This is a genomic window from Paraburkholderia tropica (genome assembly GCF_900109265.1).
Lineage (GTDB): Bacteria > Pseudomonadota > Gammaproteobacteria > Burkholderiales > Burkholderiaceae > Paraburkholderia > Paraburkholderia tropica.
In genome coordinates this window covers 163,427-180,873 of the sequence record NZ_FNZM01000002.1, presented here as the reverse complement: position 1 = coordinate 180,873, position 17,447 = coordinate 163,427, and the positions used below count along the sequence as shown (strand labels likewise).

Here is a 17,447-nt window from a genome sequence, read left to right as displayed (position 1 = left end):
TGAATTTTTTGCGCGTGCGTTAAACGGCGTTCATGCCCCGTCCTGAGCACCCGCCTGCATCGCCGCGACGCCGATCCGCTCTTCCATCATCTTCAACGCGCCCGACAGCGCGGTGAGCGCGTCGTCGGGCAGCGACATCGTCTGGTTCAGAAACGCATTGCGGCGCGGCAAGCCCGCTTCGATCACCTCGCGCCCGGCGGCCGTGAGCTTCACATTGGTGATGCGGTTGTCGCGCTCATCGGCGCTGCGCGCGATCCAGCCAAGCGCTTCGAGCGGCTTCAACTGACGCGTGAGCGCGCCCGGGTCCACGCGCAGACGCTCGACAAGCCGCTTCTGCGACGACTCGCCGTTCTGGTCGTGCAGCGCGAGCAGGATGCGCCAGCGCGGCAGCGGATGCCCCACCTGCGCCTCGAACGCCGACATGAAAGCGCGATAAGTGCGTCCGAACTGCTGAACGATGGCGATGCGGTCCTGAGTTTCCATGCTGAAAAATCCTGCCTGGCGGTTAAAGCGGGGTTGGGCGGTGTTGATAAAAGACGCGGCAAACACCCGCCATCAGTCCGCGTGAATCACGGGCTCGACCTTGCGCTGAAGCTTGATGAGCGGCACGCGCCGCGTCTGCCATAGCGAGACGAGCGCGACCAGCGCCGCCAGCGCGATGCCCAGATGGATCGCGCCCACCAGCGCCTCGCGCGCGGCTTCGAGCAGCGGCGCGCCATTGTGCCCGGCCTTGGCGAGTTCGCCAATCAGCGCGGTCTGCGCGTCGCGATTCACCAGAATCTGCGGATCGGCGAGTTGCGGCAGCCAGTGCGTCGCCTGATCGGCCGCGAGCGATTTTTGCACGCCGCTCGCGTAGAGCTGCGTGACCATCGTGCCGGTCAGCGCCGTGCCGATCATCCCGCCGATCATGCGCAGCGATTGCAGCAGCGCCGTGGCGATGCCCAGATGCTCGCGGCCCGCCGTCTGCTGCGCGAACACCGTGAGATTCGGCATCACGAAACCGAGCCCGAGGCCGCCGACGATCATGAACGTCATCAGCAGCCCGCGCGGCATGGAGCGCGTCGCGAGCGCGACCGCGAAACAGGCGATCGCGAGCATCGCGAAGCCGATGTAGAGCATCAGATTCGGATTGCGGATGCGCGAGACGATGCGCCCGTTCGCAATGCTGCCGATCGTGATGAACACCACCAGCGGCGTGATGACGACGCCCGCCTCGTTCGGCGACATGCCGAAGCCGCCCTGGAACAGCAGCGGCGCGTAGAACAACAGCGAGAACATCGTGAAGCCGCCGAGCACGGCGAGCGTGAACAGCGCATTGAGGCTCGCGTTGCGGAACATGTCGACGGGCAGAATCGCCTGCGGGCAGCGCCGCTCCCATTGCCACAGCGCCCACGCCGCCGCGACGGCGAGCGCGAGCAGGCCGAGCGCGCCGAACGTCACGCCATGCTCGGGCAGACGTTCGACGAACAGTTGCAGGCAGCCGAGCGTCACGGCGATCAGCAGCGCGCCGGGCCAGTCGAGCCGCATGCGTCCGGTGTGCGCGACCTGGCGCAGATGCGGCAGGAAACGCCAGACGAAGTACAGCGAAAGCAGGCCGACCGGCAGGTTCACGTAGAACACCGAACGCCAGCCGTAGTACTGCGTGAGAAAACCGCCGAGCGACGGCCCAACCGCGTTGGCGATGCCGAACGCCGAACTCATCAGCACCTGCCAGCGCAGACGCACGACCGAATCGGGAAAGAGATCGGGAATGCAGGCGAACGCGGTGCCCACGAGCATGCCGCCGCCGATGCCTTGCAGGCCTCGCGCGATCACGAGGAACAACATGCTGTTGGCCGCGCCGCAGAGCACCGAGGCCGCCGTGAAGACGACGATCGACGCGATCACGAAGGGTTTGCGCCCGTAGTAATCGCCGAGCCGGCCGAAAATGGGGACGGTGACAACCGAGGTGAGCAGATAGGACGTGGCGACCCACGCGTAAAGCTCGAAGCCGCGCAGGTCGGCGACGATGGTCGGCAGCGCGGTGCCGACGACGGTCTGATCGAGCGCGACCAGCATGGTCACGAACGAGACGCCGAGCATGGCGAGCAGCGACTCGCGGAACGGCAGCACCTGCCCGCTGGAATGGTGGGCGGCGGTATGAACGGCCATTTTTTGATCCCGCAACGTTTGACGCGTCAAAGATTACGAATCATAGCATGGTGCGATCCTCTACACTGGGCGTCTAATGGACGGTTTGGCTCGACGAGGCGCACGCTTTTTGCGTGTTGCCGGGTGTTTTCCCGGCGCGCTCAATCCGTCGCGCCACGCCGCTTTCATCGGGAGATTTATGGGGCCAAATACTAATTTGTCCAATTTTGCCGATTTGTCCGACGTCGATCTCGCCGCGCTCAAGCGCGCGAAGCACGAACTCGAAACGCCGCCGCTGGGCATGAAGCTGGCCGCCATCGTCGGCGCGCCGGTCGAAAAGCTGATCGCGAAGCTGCCTGCCATGGCCAACGACAAGGTCAACGACGCCACCCAGGCCGCCTTGCGCAAATGTCTGCAGATCGCGCTCAAGACGCTCGGCAAGCAGGGCGAAGGCGCGCTGACGAGCGTCGGCTTGAATAGCGGCCCGAACGGCGGCGGCCCGAACGGCGCGGCGGCGCAGGTCGTATCGAAACCCAGCAACCTGCTGCACAAGTTCGCCGTCGCGACCACGGGCGCGGCGGGCGGCGCGTTCGGCCTGTTCGCGCTGCCGGTCGAATTGCCCGTCACAACTACGCTGATGTTCCGCTCGATCTGCGATATCGCGCGCAGCGAAGGCGAGCAACTTGCGAACGCCGACACGCAATTGCAATGTCTGACGGTGTTCGGCATGGGCGGCCGCTCCGCCGCCGACGACGAAGCCGACTTCGGCTACTTCATCGTGCGCGGCGCGCTGGCGCAGGCGGTCTCGAAGGCGTCATCGGAAATGGCGACGAAGGGCTTCGCCGCACATGGCTCGACCGCGCTGCTCAAGCTCATGCAGACGGTCGCCACGCGCTTTTCCGTGCAGGTCAGCGAGCAAGTGGCCGCGAAATCGATTCCGGCCATCGGCGCGGTGTTGGGCGCGATGGTCAACACGGTGTTCATCGACCACTTCCAGAACGTCGCGCACGGTCACTTCACCGTGCGGCGACTGGAGCGCAAATACGGCGAAGCCGCGATCCATGCGGCCTACGACGCGATCGATCTCGCGCTGGAATGAGCGCGCTGCACGCAACCGCGTCGCGCAATCCCGCGCGCACCTGCGTCACGCGACGGTTTGCGTCGGCAACGCGGCGGCCTTGCGCGCCCGCGCGGTGACGTCGGCGGCGCTGACCTGCTTCACGAAACGCGCGGAGGCATCGAGCGCGCGCCGCGCCTCCGGCATGAACGGCGCGTAGATCGGCCAGATATGCGGCAGATCGCGCCCGATCTCGCACTCGACGCTCACGCCCGCGGCGCGCGCACGCTCGGCGACGCGCAAGGTGTCGTCGAGCAGCGTTTCGGTGCTGCCCGCGAGAAGAAAGAGCGGCGGCAAGCCATGAAAATCGGCGTAAAGCGGCGACACATAGGGATGCGTTGCACGCGTTGCGCCCAGATACATCGACGCGATACGCGCGAAGACGTCGCCGCAGAACATCGGATCGCGGCCATCGTTCGCGCGGATCGACGCGCCTGTGCACGCCAGATCGGTCCACGGTGAATAAAGCAGCGCGCCGCCCGGCAACGGATCGCCGGCATCGCGCAAGGCGACCAGCGTGGCGAGCGCGAGTCCGCCGCCTGCCGAATCGCCCGCGATCACCAGCGACGCAGCCGGCGCGCCCTCATCGAGCAGGCGCCGGTAGGCAGCCAGCGCATCGTCGAGCGCGGCGGGAAACGGATGCTCGGGCGCGAGGCGATAGTCGAGCGAGAAAACATCGGCATCGGCGCGCGTGGCGAGCCCGAACGTAATCGCGCGATGCGTGCGCGGCGAACAGAAGTAGTAGCCGCCGCCATGCAGATAGAGAATCGTGCGCGGCGCCCCGCCCTCGCGCACCAGCCATTCACCGCGCACGGACGGTTCGTCGGCGCCGCCTTGACCTTGTTCGCGCTGTTCGGGCTGCGCGTAAAGCTGCCAGCCCTTCGGCACCGGCGGCAGCCAGACGCGCTTTTCCGTGAGCGCGCGGGTGCGCGCCACGTCGACCGGCTTGCGCGTTTCGGGCAGAAAGCGGCGGCGCAGCCCCCAGCAGATCAGCTTGTTTTGCAGGCTCATCGCGCGGATTCCCGTGCGCCGCCTGAACGACTCGTCGATGGGGTCATGGGCTCCCTGGCGGTGAACGCTTCAAGGCCGCTCAGTTCGCGGGCAGCACCTGGCCGCGGATCTCGCCGGACGGATTCTGCTGCGTATGCACGTTGAAGTACCACTGGCCGGCCATCAGATCGGTGACCTGCTTGTCGTTGAGCGTCGCCGAACCCTTGATCGGGCTCGCCAGTTCACCCTTCGGAATCGGCACCTGCACGCCGGCATTCTGGCCGACGGGCGCAGGACCGTGAAAGTGCGCGGCCGTGACCGGCGTCGTCAGACCTTCGTAGGTGATGGTCCAGTTGAGCGCTTTTGTCGACGTGTCGAAGGTCGCGTTGAGCATGCCGTGGCCCTTGCTCACGCGCGGCGGCACTTCACTGGAGGGTTCGAGATCGGCCTTGAGCGCGACGGTGTCGGCGAAGGCGGCGCTGGAGGCAAGGACACACAGTGCGAGAGCAAACTGCAGCGGACGAAGCGCTTTCATGGGAGTTCTCCGTTTGTTGTGACGCAGCGCACCAGACCGTTTGCGATGGCCGCGCGCGTGCGTGTAGGCACATGCTAGAGCAAATCCGACAACGACGTCGGATTCCGATTGCAGCATGCCGCATTCCACCCCGTGAAGCGGAAAGCCCGATGAAAGCAGCGGGCGAAAAAAAAGAGCGCCGCAAGCGACGCTCTCCAACCCAAGTACGACTTGATTGCCTACCCAACTTGTTGTGCAACGATCGCGCGATCCGGCCGGGACCCGGATCGCGCGGTTCATGCTTTTTAGAAGCGGTGACGGATACCCGTCGTGATGATGCCTTGGTTCTTCGACGACGAGACACCACCGTCCGACGTGTAGCCAACTTGCGTCAGGCCCACAGCGTTCTGGCCCGAACCCCACAGGCCGACGCCTTCGAGGTAGATGTCGGTGCGCTTCGAGAGCGCGTAGTCGGCCTGAAGGCCGAACTGATGCCAGTGCACCGAGCGGCTACCGGTGCCGTTGTCGACGCCGTCGCCGTTCGCGTTCGTGTACGTGTACATCGCGCCGATGCCGAGTGCCGGCGTCAGGTTGTAGCGCACGTTGCCTTCGATGTTGTTGAAGCGAACCGACTTGTCGGCCGTGAAGTTGTTCAGACGCGTTTGCGTGAACACCACGCCGCCGACCACCGGACCGTACGTGTAGCTCGCGCCGGCACCCCAGGTGCGCTGACGCTCGTTCGCGCCCAGCGGGTCGCCGACGACCGCGCCGTTGCCGTTGCGGTCCATGCCCTGCGCCTGCAGGTAGGCCGCGCCAACGCGCAGACCGGCGTTCTGGTAGCTCGCACCCGCGCTGTACGCGCGGTTGTTCGCGAAGCCGCCGGCCTGGTTCGAGAAGGCGTACGTGCCGCCGAACTGGAAGCCCGAGTAGTTCGCGCTCGTGTACTTGATCGAGTTGTTCAGCGAGAACGAGCCGTTGCCGTTGTCGTTGTCCATGACGTGCGCCATGTAGGTGCCGCCCCACGTGCCGACTGCCATCAGCGGGCCGACGTAGTCGACCACCGAGTCGAACTGACGGCCGAACGTGACCGTGCCGAACTGCGCTTGCGAGAGACCCACGAACGACTGGCGATTGAACAGGCCGCCGTTCTGCTTGCCGTTCATCACGTCGAAGCCGCTTTCGAGGTTGAAGACTGCCTTCAGGCCGCCACCCAGATCTTCAACGCCGCGCAGGCCCCAACGGCTTGCCTGGACGTTGCCGCTCGTCATGGCGTAATTGCGTTCGCCGCCGATGTTCGTCGTGTACGTGAAGCCCGCGTCGACGATACCGTACAGCGTGACGCTGCTTTGCGCGTACGACGCCGATGCGAACGTCGCAGCGACTGCCGCTGCGATTACCAGATGCTTTTTCATATGCTTCCTTCGATGCAAAGCCTTTCGGCAAAAGTGGATGTCGCCGCCGGGCAAGGTGCCGGCCTCGCCAGATCCCTCGCGCCGCGAGTGTGGCGCCGCATTGATATGCAAACCGAAGTTTATGGGCGTGCGTTTTAAAGCAGCCATCCCGGCATCGAGCAAAAGCATTTTCGACAATGTCGAATGATTGCACGCGTTAACCCTGCAATCGCTTGAGTGGCAATGCGCACGCTTTATCTCTATTTTTCGTGGGCGCGCATTGTGCGAAACATTATCCCGATATAACGTTGCCGATAGACAACACGCTGCCAGCTCGACGCAGCAAAGATTCGGAGCAGTCTCATTTTCATGGGCCGGTTTCGATCGGTACTATCCGGCAGACACCGTGTAAATTCCCGCCTTCGATTTCGTTTCGCCCCACTACTTTTATTCGTCGAATGCAAAACGGAATTTAACGCTTTTACCGCTTATTCATTTTTATATTTTCCGCCTCCTTTACGCGGTCCACTCCACACGCGCTCACGTCGATGCGACCGAAGAACATGAATCAATTGCAGGCAATGCGCGTATTCGTCAGCGTTGCCGAACACGGCTCGTTCGGGCGCGCAGCCGCGAGTCTCAATCTCTCGAACGCGGTCGTGACGCGCTACGTGGCGCTGCTCGAAGCCCATCTCGATACGCGCCTCATCAACCGCAACACGCGCAGCGTATCGCTGACCGAGGCCGGCAGCGCGTATTCGCAGGCGTGCCGCCATCTGCTCGAAGATCTCGAGCGCGTCGAAACGCAGATCGCGCACGGCGTCTCGGTGCCGTCGGGCACGTTGCGGGTGGTCGCGCACGCGTCGTTCGCGCTGCACGGCCTCACGCCCCTGCTCAAGCAGTACCTCGCCGAGTTTGCGCACGTGCGGCTCGCGCTCACGCTGCTGCATCGGCCCGTTGATCTGATCGAGGAAGGTTTCGACGCGGGCATCGTCGCGCCGCGCCAGGTGAGCGGCGGCACGCTGATCCGCCGGCCGCTCGTCACCATCGCGCCGGTCGCCGTGGCGTCGCCCGACTATCTCGATCGACATCGCGCGCCCGCGCGTCCCGCCGATCTCGCGCGCCACACGCTGCTCGCGCCGTCCGCCGACATTCATGGCAACGAGTGGCACTTCGCCACGCCCGGCGGCGCGCGCGAGCCCGTGATGATCGAACCCGCCTACGCGGTCAACAATTCGGCGATGTTGCGTCAGGCGGCGCTCGCGGGCATGGGCATCACGATCCTGCCCGCCAGCCAGGTGGCCGCCGACCTCGCGCAGGGTGCGCTCGTGCGCGTGCTCGACGGCTATGAGATCCGCGACGCCGACAAGGAGCTGTCGCTCGTCTATCCGGGCCGCCGTCACGTGCCCGCAAAAACACGCTCGTTCGTCGATTTCACGGTCGAGTGGTTCCGGCGGCACGAGTCGCCGCGTCAGACGATTATCGACACTTCGTGTAATAGTTAATTGACCGTTTTTATCTCGATTTTTATCGGCACGCGGACTAAGCTTCCCGATGCGAGAAGTGACTCTTCATCGAAGGGTCTCCAAGCTTGAACGCGGCTTCGGCCGCGTTTTTTTTATACTGCGTGCGCCCGCACGACTGTTCGCATTCCTTTCTGGCAGTTCTGTCAGTTTCGCGCCATTCGACTGACAGAAAATACTTAGGCCAATAGCGCCGCCTGCTGCTCGATGTTGTCGAGCAGCGCATGGCAAGTGCGAATCAACTCGAAGCCCTCTTCGCGCAATTGCTCCGCTGTGTGACTGTTCATGTGACGGCGATACGTTTCGAGCACCGCAAGCAGCGCCGGATATTGCAGCACGCCCACCGCGCCCGCGAGCCGGTGATGCCAGTCGCGCAAGCCCGCGATATCCACGTCTTCGAGCAGCGGCGGCAGCGCGTCCAGATCGTCGCGCACGGCGCTCACGAACGAAGCGAGCAACGTCTTCACCGTCGCTTCGCTGCCCCACACCTGAATCATGTGCGCGAGGTCGAGCGGTTCCAGCTCGCGCGTTCCTGATCCCGTTGCCCCCGAGTCGGCGGCCGAGACCTGGCATTCCGCGCTTGTGGCGCAGCCGGCGCAATCGTCGCGCTGCGCGCGATGCGGACAGGCAGCGCCGCGCTCCGCCGACGCCTCCGCCGCGCGATGCACGCCCTCCGCGCCGAACCAGCGCGCGAGATGCTCGCGCAGCGTCGCGACGCGCGTGGGCTTGATGAGGCAATCGTCCATGCCCGCCTCGTAGCACAGGCGCACATTTTCCGGTGCGGTGTTGGCGGTGATGCCGAGAATCGGCAAGCGGGCGGCGGCACTCGCGGGTGCATCGGCTGTCTTTCGGCTTCCTTCCCGGCCGCCTTCTCCCCCGCGTTCTCCCCGGCCCCCGCGCTCGCCTTCGAGTTCGCGCACGCGGCGCGCGAGGTCGTAGCCCGAGACGTTCGGCATATGACAGTCGGTGATGAGGCAGCCGTAGCGCTCGCTCGCCAGCGCCTCGAGCGCCTGTGCGCCGTCGTCGACCACATCGCACGCGAAGCCGAGCAGCGCGAGCTGATGACGGATCAATTCCTGGTTGACCGGATGATCTTCGGCCACGAGGATCAGGCGGCCCGCCGCGCGCTCCTTCTCGCGATCGGGCGCGGCGAGTCCGCTTTCCGACGCGTCGGCCGGGCGCACCGCGACGTTCGGCAGCCCCGAGAGCGCCATCGCACACGCCGCGCTCAGCCCACGCCACGAAAGCGGATTAATACTGACGCGCACGCCGTTCTCCGCCACGCGATAGCCGCTCGGCTTGGGATTTTCCGTCAGACGCAGCAGCGGCACGCCCTGCCCCTCCAGCGCGCCCGCCAGCGCTTCCGACGCGAACACGAGATCGACGCCGCCGCGTTTGACCATCGTGCGCAGCGCCCGCAGCGGACGCGCGCCGGGCTCCAGACGCGTCATCTCCATGCCGAGCGACACGCCGAAATGCATCAACGCGCCCGCCACGCCGCCATCGTCGCAGACCACCAGCGCGCGCTTGCCGCGCACACCGTTCGCCTGCACGGCGAGCGTTTCGACCGGCAGATCGATATGCAGTGCGAGGCGCGTACCGCGACCCAGTTCGCTCTGCAATTCGAGCGTGCCGTCCATCAGCGCCGCGAGCTTGCGGCAGATCGTCAGGCCCAGACCCGTGCCGCCGAAGCGCCGCGTGGTGGAGGTTTCGGCCTGCACGAACGGCTCGAAGAGTTGCGCCTGAGCCTGCGGCGCGATGCCGATGCCGGTGTCGGAGACCGACAGCGTCACGCGCTGGCGCGCGGGCGCGTCGGCGGCGTGCGCGAGGTTCTGCGCCGCCACGCCCACGCTCACCTCGCCGTGCGGCGTGAATTTGATCGCATTGCTGAGCAGATTGAAGAGAATCTGACGCAGGCGCCCGCTGTCGCCGCGTAGCTGCGCCGCCACGCCGGGTTCGACGTCCACGCGCATGCGCAGCCCTTTCTCGTGCGCGCGGCCGGCGAGCAGCCCAACGGCGTTGTCGACCAGCTCACGCACGTCGAACGGCTCCGAGTCGATCACCAGCCGCCCCGCCTGGATTTTCGAATAATCGAGCAGGTCGTCGAGGATCTGCAGCAGCGCGCCCGCCGATTCGTGCACCATGCCCACCATCTGATGCTGATCCGGATTCAGCGGCGTGCGTTCGAGCACCTCCACGAGGCCGAGCACGCCGTTCATGGGCGTGCGGATCTCGTGGCTCATCATGGCGAGGAAGTCGTCCTTGGCGCGCGAGGCCGCCTCGGCGAGATCGCGCGCGCGGGCCAGCTCGTCGGCGCGCGCGTGTTCGACGCTCGCATCCACCGCATAGCCGCTCCAGACGACCGCGCCGTTTTCGACGCGGCGCGGCACGAATTCCGCGCGCACCCACAGCGGGGCGGGCGTGCACTCGAAACGAAACTCGGTGTTGACCGGCGCGAGCCGCCGCGCCGACCGTTCGAGCTTCGCCGCGAGCCGCGCGCGGTCGCGGCTGTCCACGCGCGACAGATCGAGCGCGTTCGCGCGCATGAGTTCGGCGGCGGAATCGCCGAGCGGCCCTTGCGTGTCGCCCGCGAGATACGGGAATGCGTAGTGTCCGTCGGCATGACGGCGCAGCTGGAACACGATCACGGGCAGCGAGCCGGTGACGTCCGACAGCAACCGCTCCGACTCGCGCGCGCGCATTTCGGCGCGGCGGATATCGGTGATGTCGATCATCGTGCCGAGTACGCAAAACGGCGCGTCATGCACGTCGCGGCACAGGCGCGTCCAGAAAATGCCGTGGCGTTTTTCGCGTTCCGCCCCGGCGCACTGGCCCGCCGCGCCGGAAGCGCCCGGTCCCTCGAAGGCCAGTTCGACGCGCTGGCTCTCGCCCGTCTCCAGCGCCTTGCGGTACAGGTCGTCGACGCGCTCGCTGTTCTCCGCACCCCACGCCGCCACCGTCGCGCCGGTACGGCCCAGCACCTCGCCGCGCGACAGCCCGGTCACCTCCTCGTAGGCGCGGTTTACCGCGAGATAGCGGTTGTCGAGGTCGCGCGCACCGAGCGGGTACGGGATCATCTCCATCATCGTGTCCTGCAGCTCGACCTGTTTGGCGAGCACCTGCTCGGCGCGCCGGCGGCGGCGCATCTCGCGCTGCAGCAGCGCATGGGCGCGCAGTGTAACGAGCAGCACCACGCCGAACACGATCAGAAGCGGCAACAGACGCAGCGCATTCACGCTCCAGCCGCCGCCGCGCTCAGTTGCCGCGGCGGTCCAGCGATTGCGGATCTGCTGCTGCTCGAACGGCGACATGGCGTCGAGCGCGCGGTCGATCAGCGTGACGAGCGGAGTAAGGTCGCCGCGCACCGCGAAGGCCGTCGACGCGTCGATGCCGGTCGCGCCGAGCACCTTGAGCGTCTCCAGATAGCGCGCGCTCAGCGGTCCGTCGAGCGCCGCCGCGTTGCCGATCAGCACGTCGGCCTGATTGCGCTCGACGAGCGCGAGCCCGGCTTCGAGCGTGGGCGCGCGCACGATCTGCGCCGGCACCGCGCTGCCGAACAGCAAGGAAGACGGCGGCGCATGCGGCGACAACACCACGCGGCGTGTCGCATAGTCCTTGAGACCGCGCGACATCGGCTCGTCGCGACGCCCCACGATCACGAGCGGATAACGTTCGTAGGCCTGCGTGTAGCGCGTGCCTTCGGACAACACGCCTTCGTCGGTTGCGGCGGCGAGCAGCGCGAAATCGCCGCGCCGGAACGGCGCGTCGACGCCCAGCCAGTTGGCGACCGGCACGCGCGTGAAGGTCACGCCGAGCGTGCGGCTCAGGTAATCGAGATAATCGTTGGCCATGCCCGTCGCACCGTCGCGCGCAGCCATCGCGCTGAACGGCAGCCAGTCCGCATCGAAGCCCACCTTGAGCGGCGGCAATGCCGCCAGCCACGCGCGCTCGCGGGCGTCGAGCGTAAACGGCGGCACGCGTTGCGCGCCGGTCGTCTGGGCGTCGTCTGCCCCTGCCGCCGGATGACCGTCGAGCCAGCGCGCCTGCAGCGCCGTCGCGGCGGCCGGACGCACGCCGCTCGCCAGCACGTTCAGGCGATCGCGCAGCGCGATCTTCGAAACCGGCACGCCAAAGCGCAGTTCGCGCACGTTGACCCGCACTTCGAACGCCACGCGCAAACCGGCGTAATCGTCGAACGAAAGCTGGTAGCGCACGACGGGCGCGAATCCCGCATAAACGTCCGCCGCGCCGTGAGCGACGGCATGAAGCGCCGCGCCGGTATTCGCGAAGGTGACGAGGGTGGCTTGCGGGAAGCGCTCGCGCAGCATCGCCTCTAACACATAGCCTTTTTCGACCGCGATGCGCGCGTGCGCGAGCCGCGACGCCGTGGTGGCGACCGCCTCGTTGCCCGCGCGCGTGACGAACGCGCTTCCGCCGCTCAGGTAGGGCACCGTGAACGCGAGACAGCGCTCGCGCTGCGGCACGCGCGCGATGCTCATGATCACGTCGACCTCGCCCGCGCATGCGCCCGCGAGCAAGGCGCTCATGTCGGGATAGACGCGCGGCACGAGTTGCACCGACGGCCCCACGAGCAGACGCAGATACTCCGCGCTGAAGCCGCTGAGCGCATGCTCGTCGAGCACTTCGAGCGGCGGCCAGCCGCCCGTCAGCACGCCCACGACGAGGCGTGACGGCATGCTGGCTGTCTGGCTTCCGGCGGCGACACTGTTCGCGTTCGCGTTTGCGACTTGCTGCGCTCGGGCGGGGGCGGCGAATGCTGTCGTCAGCGTGATCGCGAGACAGAAGGCCAACGCCAGGGCCAATGCCAATTTCGCCGCCTGACAGACAACCATGCCGATGACCATGCCGATCGCCCCACCGCGCGCGCCGCTTCCCCACGCGCAACGTTGCGCGACGCGAGTGGAAAGGAGCGGCGGAGTCGGCAAGAGAATGGCCTCGCTCAGCTCGGGCCGTGGCCGTTGCGAGACGCGTCGCGCTGCGCACGCGACCGGATACGCCCCCTCGCACGCAGACGCAGCGCCAGCCGGTGAGCGATGCCCGCCGCGATGCCGCCCAGCATCGGCGCGGCCCAGAACAGCCAGAGCTGATCGAGCGCCCAGTCGCCCACGAACAAGGCCGGCGCGGTGGACCGCGCCGGATTCATGCCGCCATTGCTCACCGGAATCGCAATCAGATAGATTGCGGCGAGGCAGGCGCCGAGCGCCATGGGCGCGGCCTTGCGCCGCTGCGGCGAGCGCGACATGACAAGCTGTAGCAGCACGAACGCGAACGTCATCACGCACTCGACGACCGCCACCGCACCGAACGCATACTCGCAGGGCGAATGCTCGTCGTAGCCATTGCTGGCGAAATCCGACACCGCGAAGGAAAAACCCGGGCGGCCGCTCGCGACGTAGGCAAGCAACGCCGTGCCGAGGAGCGCGCCGACGGTTTGCGCGGCGATATACGGCACGACATCGCGTACCGGGAAACGCCCCGACGCCGCAAAGCCGATCGTCACCGCGGGATTGAAATGCGCACTCGACACCCGCGCCGACGCGAAACCGGCCACCGCCAGCGCGAGACCGAACGCTGCCGCCATTTCGAAGACATTCCAGCCCTGCGCGGGCACGGCGCCATTGAGCGCGGCGCTCGCGCAGCCGACGAACACGAGCCACGCGGTGCCCGCGCCCTCCACCGCCACACGGTCTACGAGCTTCATGGTGTTGTCTCCTTGTCCAGCTGGCGCGACGCGCGCGTTCCCGCCGACAGCCGGCGAGGGCTGCCGCACGGGTGGCCAGCGATGTCAGGAAGGGGAAATGCCGAACGGAGAAAGCCAAACCGGCGCTATCCGACAATTCGCGCGTCGAGCTTTAAATTATGGTGAGCGGCGTCCCATCGTCCGATAGGACAACTCCTAAAAATGCGAAGGCGATTCAGTCGCAGTTGCGCGCGAAATCTGACAGAACGTCGGATCGCGGGGCGGCGGCGCGGCGTGGTCGAGCGTTTCAGGTGAGGCCGATCTGCGTGGCGAATTCGATCAGTTCGCGCTCGGTGGCGAGGCCGAACTTGCGCATCGCGTTGCGCTTTTGCGTGCTGACGGTCTTCACGCTACGCCCGAGCTGCCGCGCGATGGCGCCAATCGGCATGCCATGCACGTAGAGCTGCAGCACTTCCCACTCGCGCGCGCTCGGCACGCCGACGCATGGTTCGCAGCCCGCACCCGCGCGCTCGAGCACCGAGCGCGTGCAGGCGGACTGAAACGGCTCACGAACGCGTGCGGCGTCGATCGCGGGCAGCAAGGCGTACGGCACGTCGCGCTTGTCGACGATTACCTGCAAGCCGTGTTGCAGCAAGCCGCTGAGCATGGGCGCGCTGGAGATCATGGTGAGCACGACGACAGCGGGCGCGCGCGGCGTGCGGACCAGACGCCGCAGCATGGAGAGCGAACTGTATTCGCCGTCCATGCCCGGCATGCAGACGTCGGAGATCACCACGTCGCAGGCGTGCGCGTCGAGCTGACATGCAAGCGAGTGCGTGTCGCTGGCTTCGGCCACCACGTCGATGCGCGGCGACGCGCGCAGCAAGCCGGTCACGCCGATGCGCACGCACTCGTGATCGTCCGCGACGATCACGCGCACGCGTTCCGCCTGTTCCGTTTGTTCCGCTTGATCGGCCCTCGCCACCTGCGCCCCCATTCAGCGGCCCTCGCCCTGCACGACACCGCACTCGAGCGCGAAGCGGTACAGGTCGATATCCGTCGTGAGCGCGAGCTTCTTCATGGCCGCGCACTTCTGCGCGCTGATGGTTTTCACGCTGCGCCCGAGCAGACCCGCGATCTCGGTCACGCCCAGCCCCGACGCGTAATGCGTGAGCACCTCGAACTCGCGCCGGGACAGCAGCCGCAGCACCTCTTCGCGCCGCTGCTCGCGCTCGGCCTTCTTCAGCAGTTCGCGCACGACCGGGCCGATGTAGTGCTCGCGCGCCATGGCCGAAGCGATCGCCACGGGAATCAGGTCGATGCGGTCGCGCTTGCTCAACACCGCCTCGACGTTCAGATTGATGGCGCTGCGCAGCGCCGCCGCCTCGTCTTCCATGGTCAGCACCACGACGGCTTTGTCCGGGTAGGTGCGCTGAAAGCGCTGCACCGCGTCGTGGCCTTCCTCGCCACGCTCGCCGGGCATGTAGAGGTCCAGCACGGCGAGGTCGAAATCGTGCTGCTGCGCCTCCTCGAACAGTTGCGGCACCGATTGCGCGCGCGCCACGACGCGCAGATTGGACAGCGAAGCAAGCAGATTCTCGAGTGCGAACAGCACCAGTGGATGATCGTCCGCGACGATGATCCGCGCGGGCCGCGTCAATTCATGAGTCTCGGGCATGGCAATTTCCGGCGTGCGGCGTGGCCGCTCATAGCAGTCCGTGCGCGCGCACGAAGGCGAACAGTCCTGCGTCGTTGCTGACGCCCAGCTTGGCCATGGCGTCGCGCTTCTGGCGGCTCACCGTGCGGACGTCGCGGTCGAGCTCGCGCGCGATTTCGGTGATGGTGCGGCCGCAGACGAACTGACGGACCACTTCCGACTCGCGCGGCGACAGACGCGGCGCACGCGTTGAACCCGCGCGCTCCGCGCCCGCGATGGCGAGGTCGCTCAGAATCGACCGGCTGACGTAGCGCAAGCCGTTTCCGGCGCCGCGTACGGCGGCGGTGAGCTCCTCCATCGGCTCGCTCTTTCTGAGCAGCGCCGTGACCCCCGTGTCGAGCACGGCGCGCAGAATGGCCACGTTGGTGATGCTGGTGAGCACGACGATGCGGCATTGCGGCCAGTCGCGGCGCAGACGACGCACGAGCGGCAGACCGTCTTCGATCTCGCCCGGCGCGCTGGGCATGGTGAGGTCAGTGACCGCGACGTCGCAGGGAAGGCGCTCGAGCGCGCTGATGAGTTCGCACGGGCTGGCTGCCTCGCCAACGACATGGACATCGCCTGCGGCTTCGAGCGCGGAACGAACGCCCAATAAAACGAATGGATGATCGTCCGCGAGGACGACGCGTAGCTTCAAGTTGGCTCTCTCTCGATGTGACAGGGAAGGGGCGGCGATGTGCGCGCGGCGGACGCGCCAACTCGCTCTGTGCCTTGTCTGCGTAGAGCGGTACGCAGCAGGGTCTCCCATCTGAACATCGATTAACGATTGCCAGTATCAGAGATTTCCGAATCGTTAAACTTACTTTAAATACGCATCACGTATCGCTTATTCGAATCAAATAATTCGATATGCGAATTAAATAAAAAAACTCAGAACATCCTGTCAGCGAATGACTGATACGGCGACAGTCAAACGGAAACGCGCTGTCTCGCACCGCGCGACGCGCGGCTTTGCTGACGTGCCAGCGGCGTGCGTGCAAAGGCCGGCCACGCCAACGCTGCGCAGGCAGCGCCCGCGAGCCACACGGCAGGCCAGCCGAACGCCGACAACAGGACAGGAATCGCGGAAGGCACCAGCCAGAAGGCGAGAAAGGCGCCGCTGTTGCCCATCGCCAGCGCCGTGCCGGTACGGCTGTGGCCCGCCTGCGTCGCAAGCTCGGTGTACGCGACGCCGTGCCATGCCGATGCAGCAATGCCGCCCGCCACGAGCAACACGAACAATGCCGACAACGCCGCCGCCGATTGCACGCCCTGCCCGGTGTTCCCCACGAGCGCGGTCGAGATCGCCAGCAGTACGAACAATCCGACGGTGAGCGCCGCGCACGCGCGCAGATAGGCGTTGCGGTTGCCGCGCCGATCGGTCCAGCGGCCGCTCCAGACCCGCATGACTGCCGCCCCGCCCTGCACCGCCGCGAGCGCCGCGCCGATCGCCACGCCATGCATGTGGCCGAAATCGTGCAGAAAGACGCTCGCGAACGAGATCACCGCGACTTGCGGCATGCACAGCGCCGCGATGCCGATCGCCACGCGCCACACCGGCGCGCTGCGCAACGGCGAGACGGTCGGGTCCGATGCGGCGGCGGCGTTCGCTGTCGGCGTGACGGGCAACGCGTCCGGCTCGCGCACCCACAGCATCGTCAGAATGGCGGAAGCAAGACACATCGCCGCCAGCGCGCCGTACATCCACACAAAGCCCGCGTGCTGCGCCAGCGGCGGCAACAGCAACGCGCCGATGCCGGCGCCCGTCGGCACCGCGGTCTGACGGATGCTCATCGCGAGGCCCCGCTCGGCGGGTCCGAACCAGGCCATCACCGCGCGTCCGCTCGAACCGTTGACACTGCCGCCGAGCAAGCCGATGGCGAGAAAGCCCGCTTCGACCAGCGGCAATCCCGGCACGCGCGCCGCGGTCGGCGTGACCCAGACGGCCATGGCGAGCAGCGCCGCCGCCGTCGAGACGAGTCCCGTGAGCAGCACGCGCCGGTCGCCCCAGCGGTCGGTGAGCATGCCCCACGGCAATTCGCTCAGGACGATCCCGAGACCCAGCATGCCGAGCAACAAGCCGAGTGCGCCCGTGTCGATACGGTAGCCCGAGCGGATCAGCACCGCCGTGGCCGGAATGCCCGAAAACGCGGCCGCGAAACTGGCGTTGGCCGCCACGCCCACGCTCAAGACTTTCCATCGATGCGGCGCGGCGCGCCCCTGTGCGTACTCCATGATGCGCTCCAGAAAGAGGTTGACTGCGCTCATGCTAGAGGCGCACCATCTATCGGAAAAGCGGGAATATCCAAACGGTTGAATCGGAATTTCCGAAATCTGAAATCCCGGGTTGCCAGCCCGGTTCGCAGCCGGTCCGGCTCATCCACA

The 17,447-nt window shown here is 66.5% G+C and carries 13 protein-coding genes; 2 read left to right on the top strand and 11 right to left on the bottom strand.

Annotated elements, in window-relative coordinates; all coding sequences use genetic code 11:
- Positions 1-30 precede the first annotated feature (30 nt).
- Both BMY06_RS03170 and BMY06_RS03165 read right to left on the bottom strand, forming a co-directional pair.
- Positions 31-483 carry a MarR family winged helix-turn-helix transcriptional regulator gene (locus tag BMY06_RS03170; RefSeq protein ID WP_065063092.1) on the bottom strand — a complete coding sequence of 151 codons (453 nt, stop codon included), beginning with the start codon at positions 481-483 and terminating at the stop codon, positions 31-33.
- Positions 484-555: 72 nt separating this feature from the next.
- A complete protein-coding gene (locus BMY06_RS03165) occupies positions 556-2,151 on the bottom strand; it encodes an MDR family MFS transporter (protein WP_065063090.1) in 1,596 nt (531 codons plus the stop codon).
- Positions 2,152-2,347: 196 nt separating this feature from the next.
- Between BMY06_RS03165 and BMY06_RS03160 the strand changes: the two genes are divergently transcribed.
- Positions 2,348-3,229, top strand: coding sequence for an EcsC family protein (locus BMY06_RS03160; protein ID WP_373681567.1), 882 nt, complete (start codon positions 2,348-2,350; stop codon positions 3,227-3,229).
- A gap of 45 nt (positions 3,230-3,274) precedes the next feature.
- Here the strand turns inward: BMY06_RS03160 and BMY06_RS03155 are convergent, their stop codons facing one another.
- The 3 genes from BMY06_RS03155 to BMY06_RS03145 all read right to left on the bottom strand — a co-directional run bounded on the left by BMY06_RS03155 (position 3,275) and on the right by BMY06_RS03145 (position 6,163).
- On the bottom strand, positions 3,275-4,258 hold the full coding sequence (locus BMY06_RS03155; protein WP_065063086.1) for an alpha/beta hydrolase: 984 nt from the start codon (positions 4,256-4,258) through the stop codon (positions 3,275-3,277).
- A gap of 79 nt (positions 4,259-4,337) precedes the next feature.
- Positions 4,338-4,772, bottom strand: coding sequence for a CHRD domain-containing protein (locus BMY06_RS03150; RefSeq protein WP_065063085.1), 435 nt, complete (start codon positions 4,770-4,772; stop codon positions 4,338-4,340).
- Between the two features lie 284 nt (positions 4,773-5,056).
- Positions 5,057-6,163 (bottom strand): porin, encoded by a 1,107-nt coding sequence (locus BMY06_RS03145; protein ID WP_074981503.1) that lies wholly within the window; start codon positions 6,161-6,163, stop codon positions 5,057-5,059.
- 542 nt (positions 6,164-6,705) lie between these two features.
- On the opposite strand from BMY06_RS03145, the gene BMY06_RS03140 reads away from it, so the two are divergent.
- Complete coding sequence (locus tag BMY06_RS03140; RefSeq protein ID WP_065063125.1) at positions 6,706-7,647, top strand: LysR family transcriptional regulator; 942 nt, start codon at positions 6,706-6,708, stop codon at positions 7,645-7,647.
- A gap of 197 nt (positions 7,648-7,844) precedes the next feature.
- On the opposite strand, the gene BMY06_RS03135 is transcribed toward BMY06_RS03140, so the two are convergent.
- The 6 genes from BMY06_RS03135 to BMY06_RS03110 all read right to left on the bottom strand — a co-directional run bounded on the left by BMY06_RS03135 (position 7,845) and on the right by BMY06_RS03110 (position 17,330).
- Positions 7,845-12,362 (bottom strand): ATP-binding protein, encoded by a 4,518-nt coding sequence (locus tag BMY06_RS03135; RefSeq protein WP_237181316.1) that lies wholly within the window; start codon positions 12,360-12,362, stop codon positions 7,845-7,847.
- 263 nt (positions 12,363-12,625) lie between these two features.
- Positions 12,626-13,387: an aquaporin gene (locus BMY06_RS03130; protein ID WP_065063079.1), complete on the bottom strand. Its 762-nt coding sequence runs from the start codon at positions 13,385-13,387 to the stop codon at positions 12,626-12,628.
- 286 nt (positions 13,388-13,673) lie between these two features.
- On the bottom strand, positions 13,674-14,351 hold the full coding sequence (locus BMY06_RS03125) for a response regulator (protein ID WP_237181315.1): 678 nt from the start codon (positions 14,349-14,351) through the stop codon (positions 13,674-13,676).
- A 12-nt stretch (positions 14,352-14,363) separates the two neighbouring features.
- Positions 14,364-15,044: a response regulator gene (locus BMY06_RS03120; RefSeq protein ID WP_065063075.1), complete on the bottom strand. Its 681-nt coding sequence runs from the start codon at positions 15,042-15,044 to the stop codon at positions 14,364-14,366.
- 28 nt (positions 15,045-15,072) lie between these two features.
- A complete protein-coding gene (locus BMY06_RS03115) occupies positions 15,073-15,831 on the bottom strand; it encodes a response regulator (RefSeq protein WP_080180187.1) in 759 nt (252 codons plus the stop codon).
- A gap of 161 nt (positions 15,832-15,992) precedes the next feature.
- The gene (locus tag BMY06_RS03110) at positions 15,993-17,330 is read right to left on the bottom strand and encodes an MFS transporter (RefSeq protein ID WP_244144288.1); all 1,338 of its coding nucleotides are present in this window, start codon (positions 17,328-17,330) and stop codon (positions 15,993-15,995) included.
- Positions 17,331-17,447 lie beyond the last annotated feature (117 nt).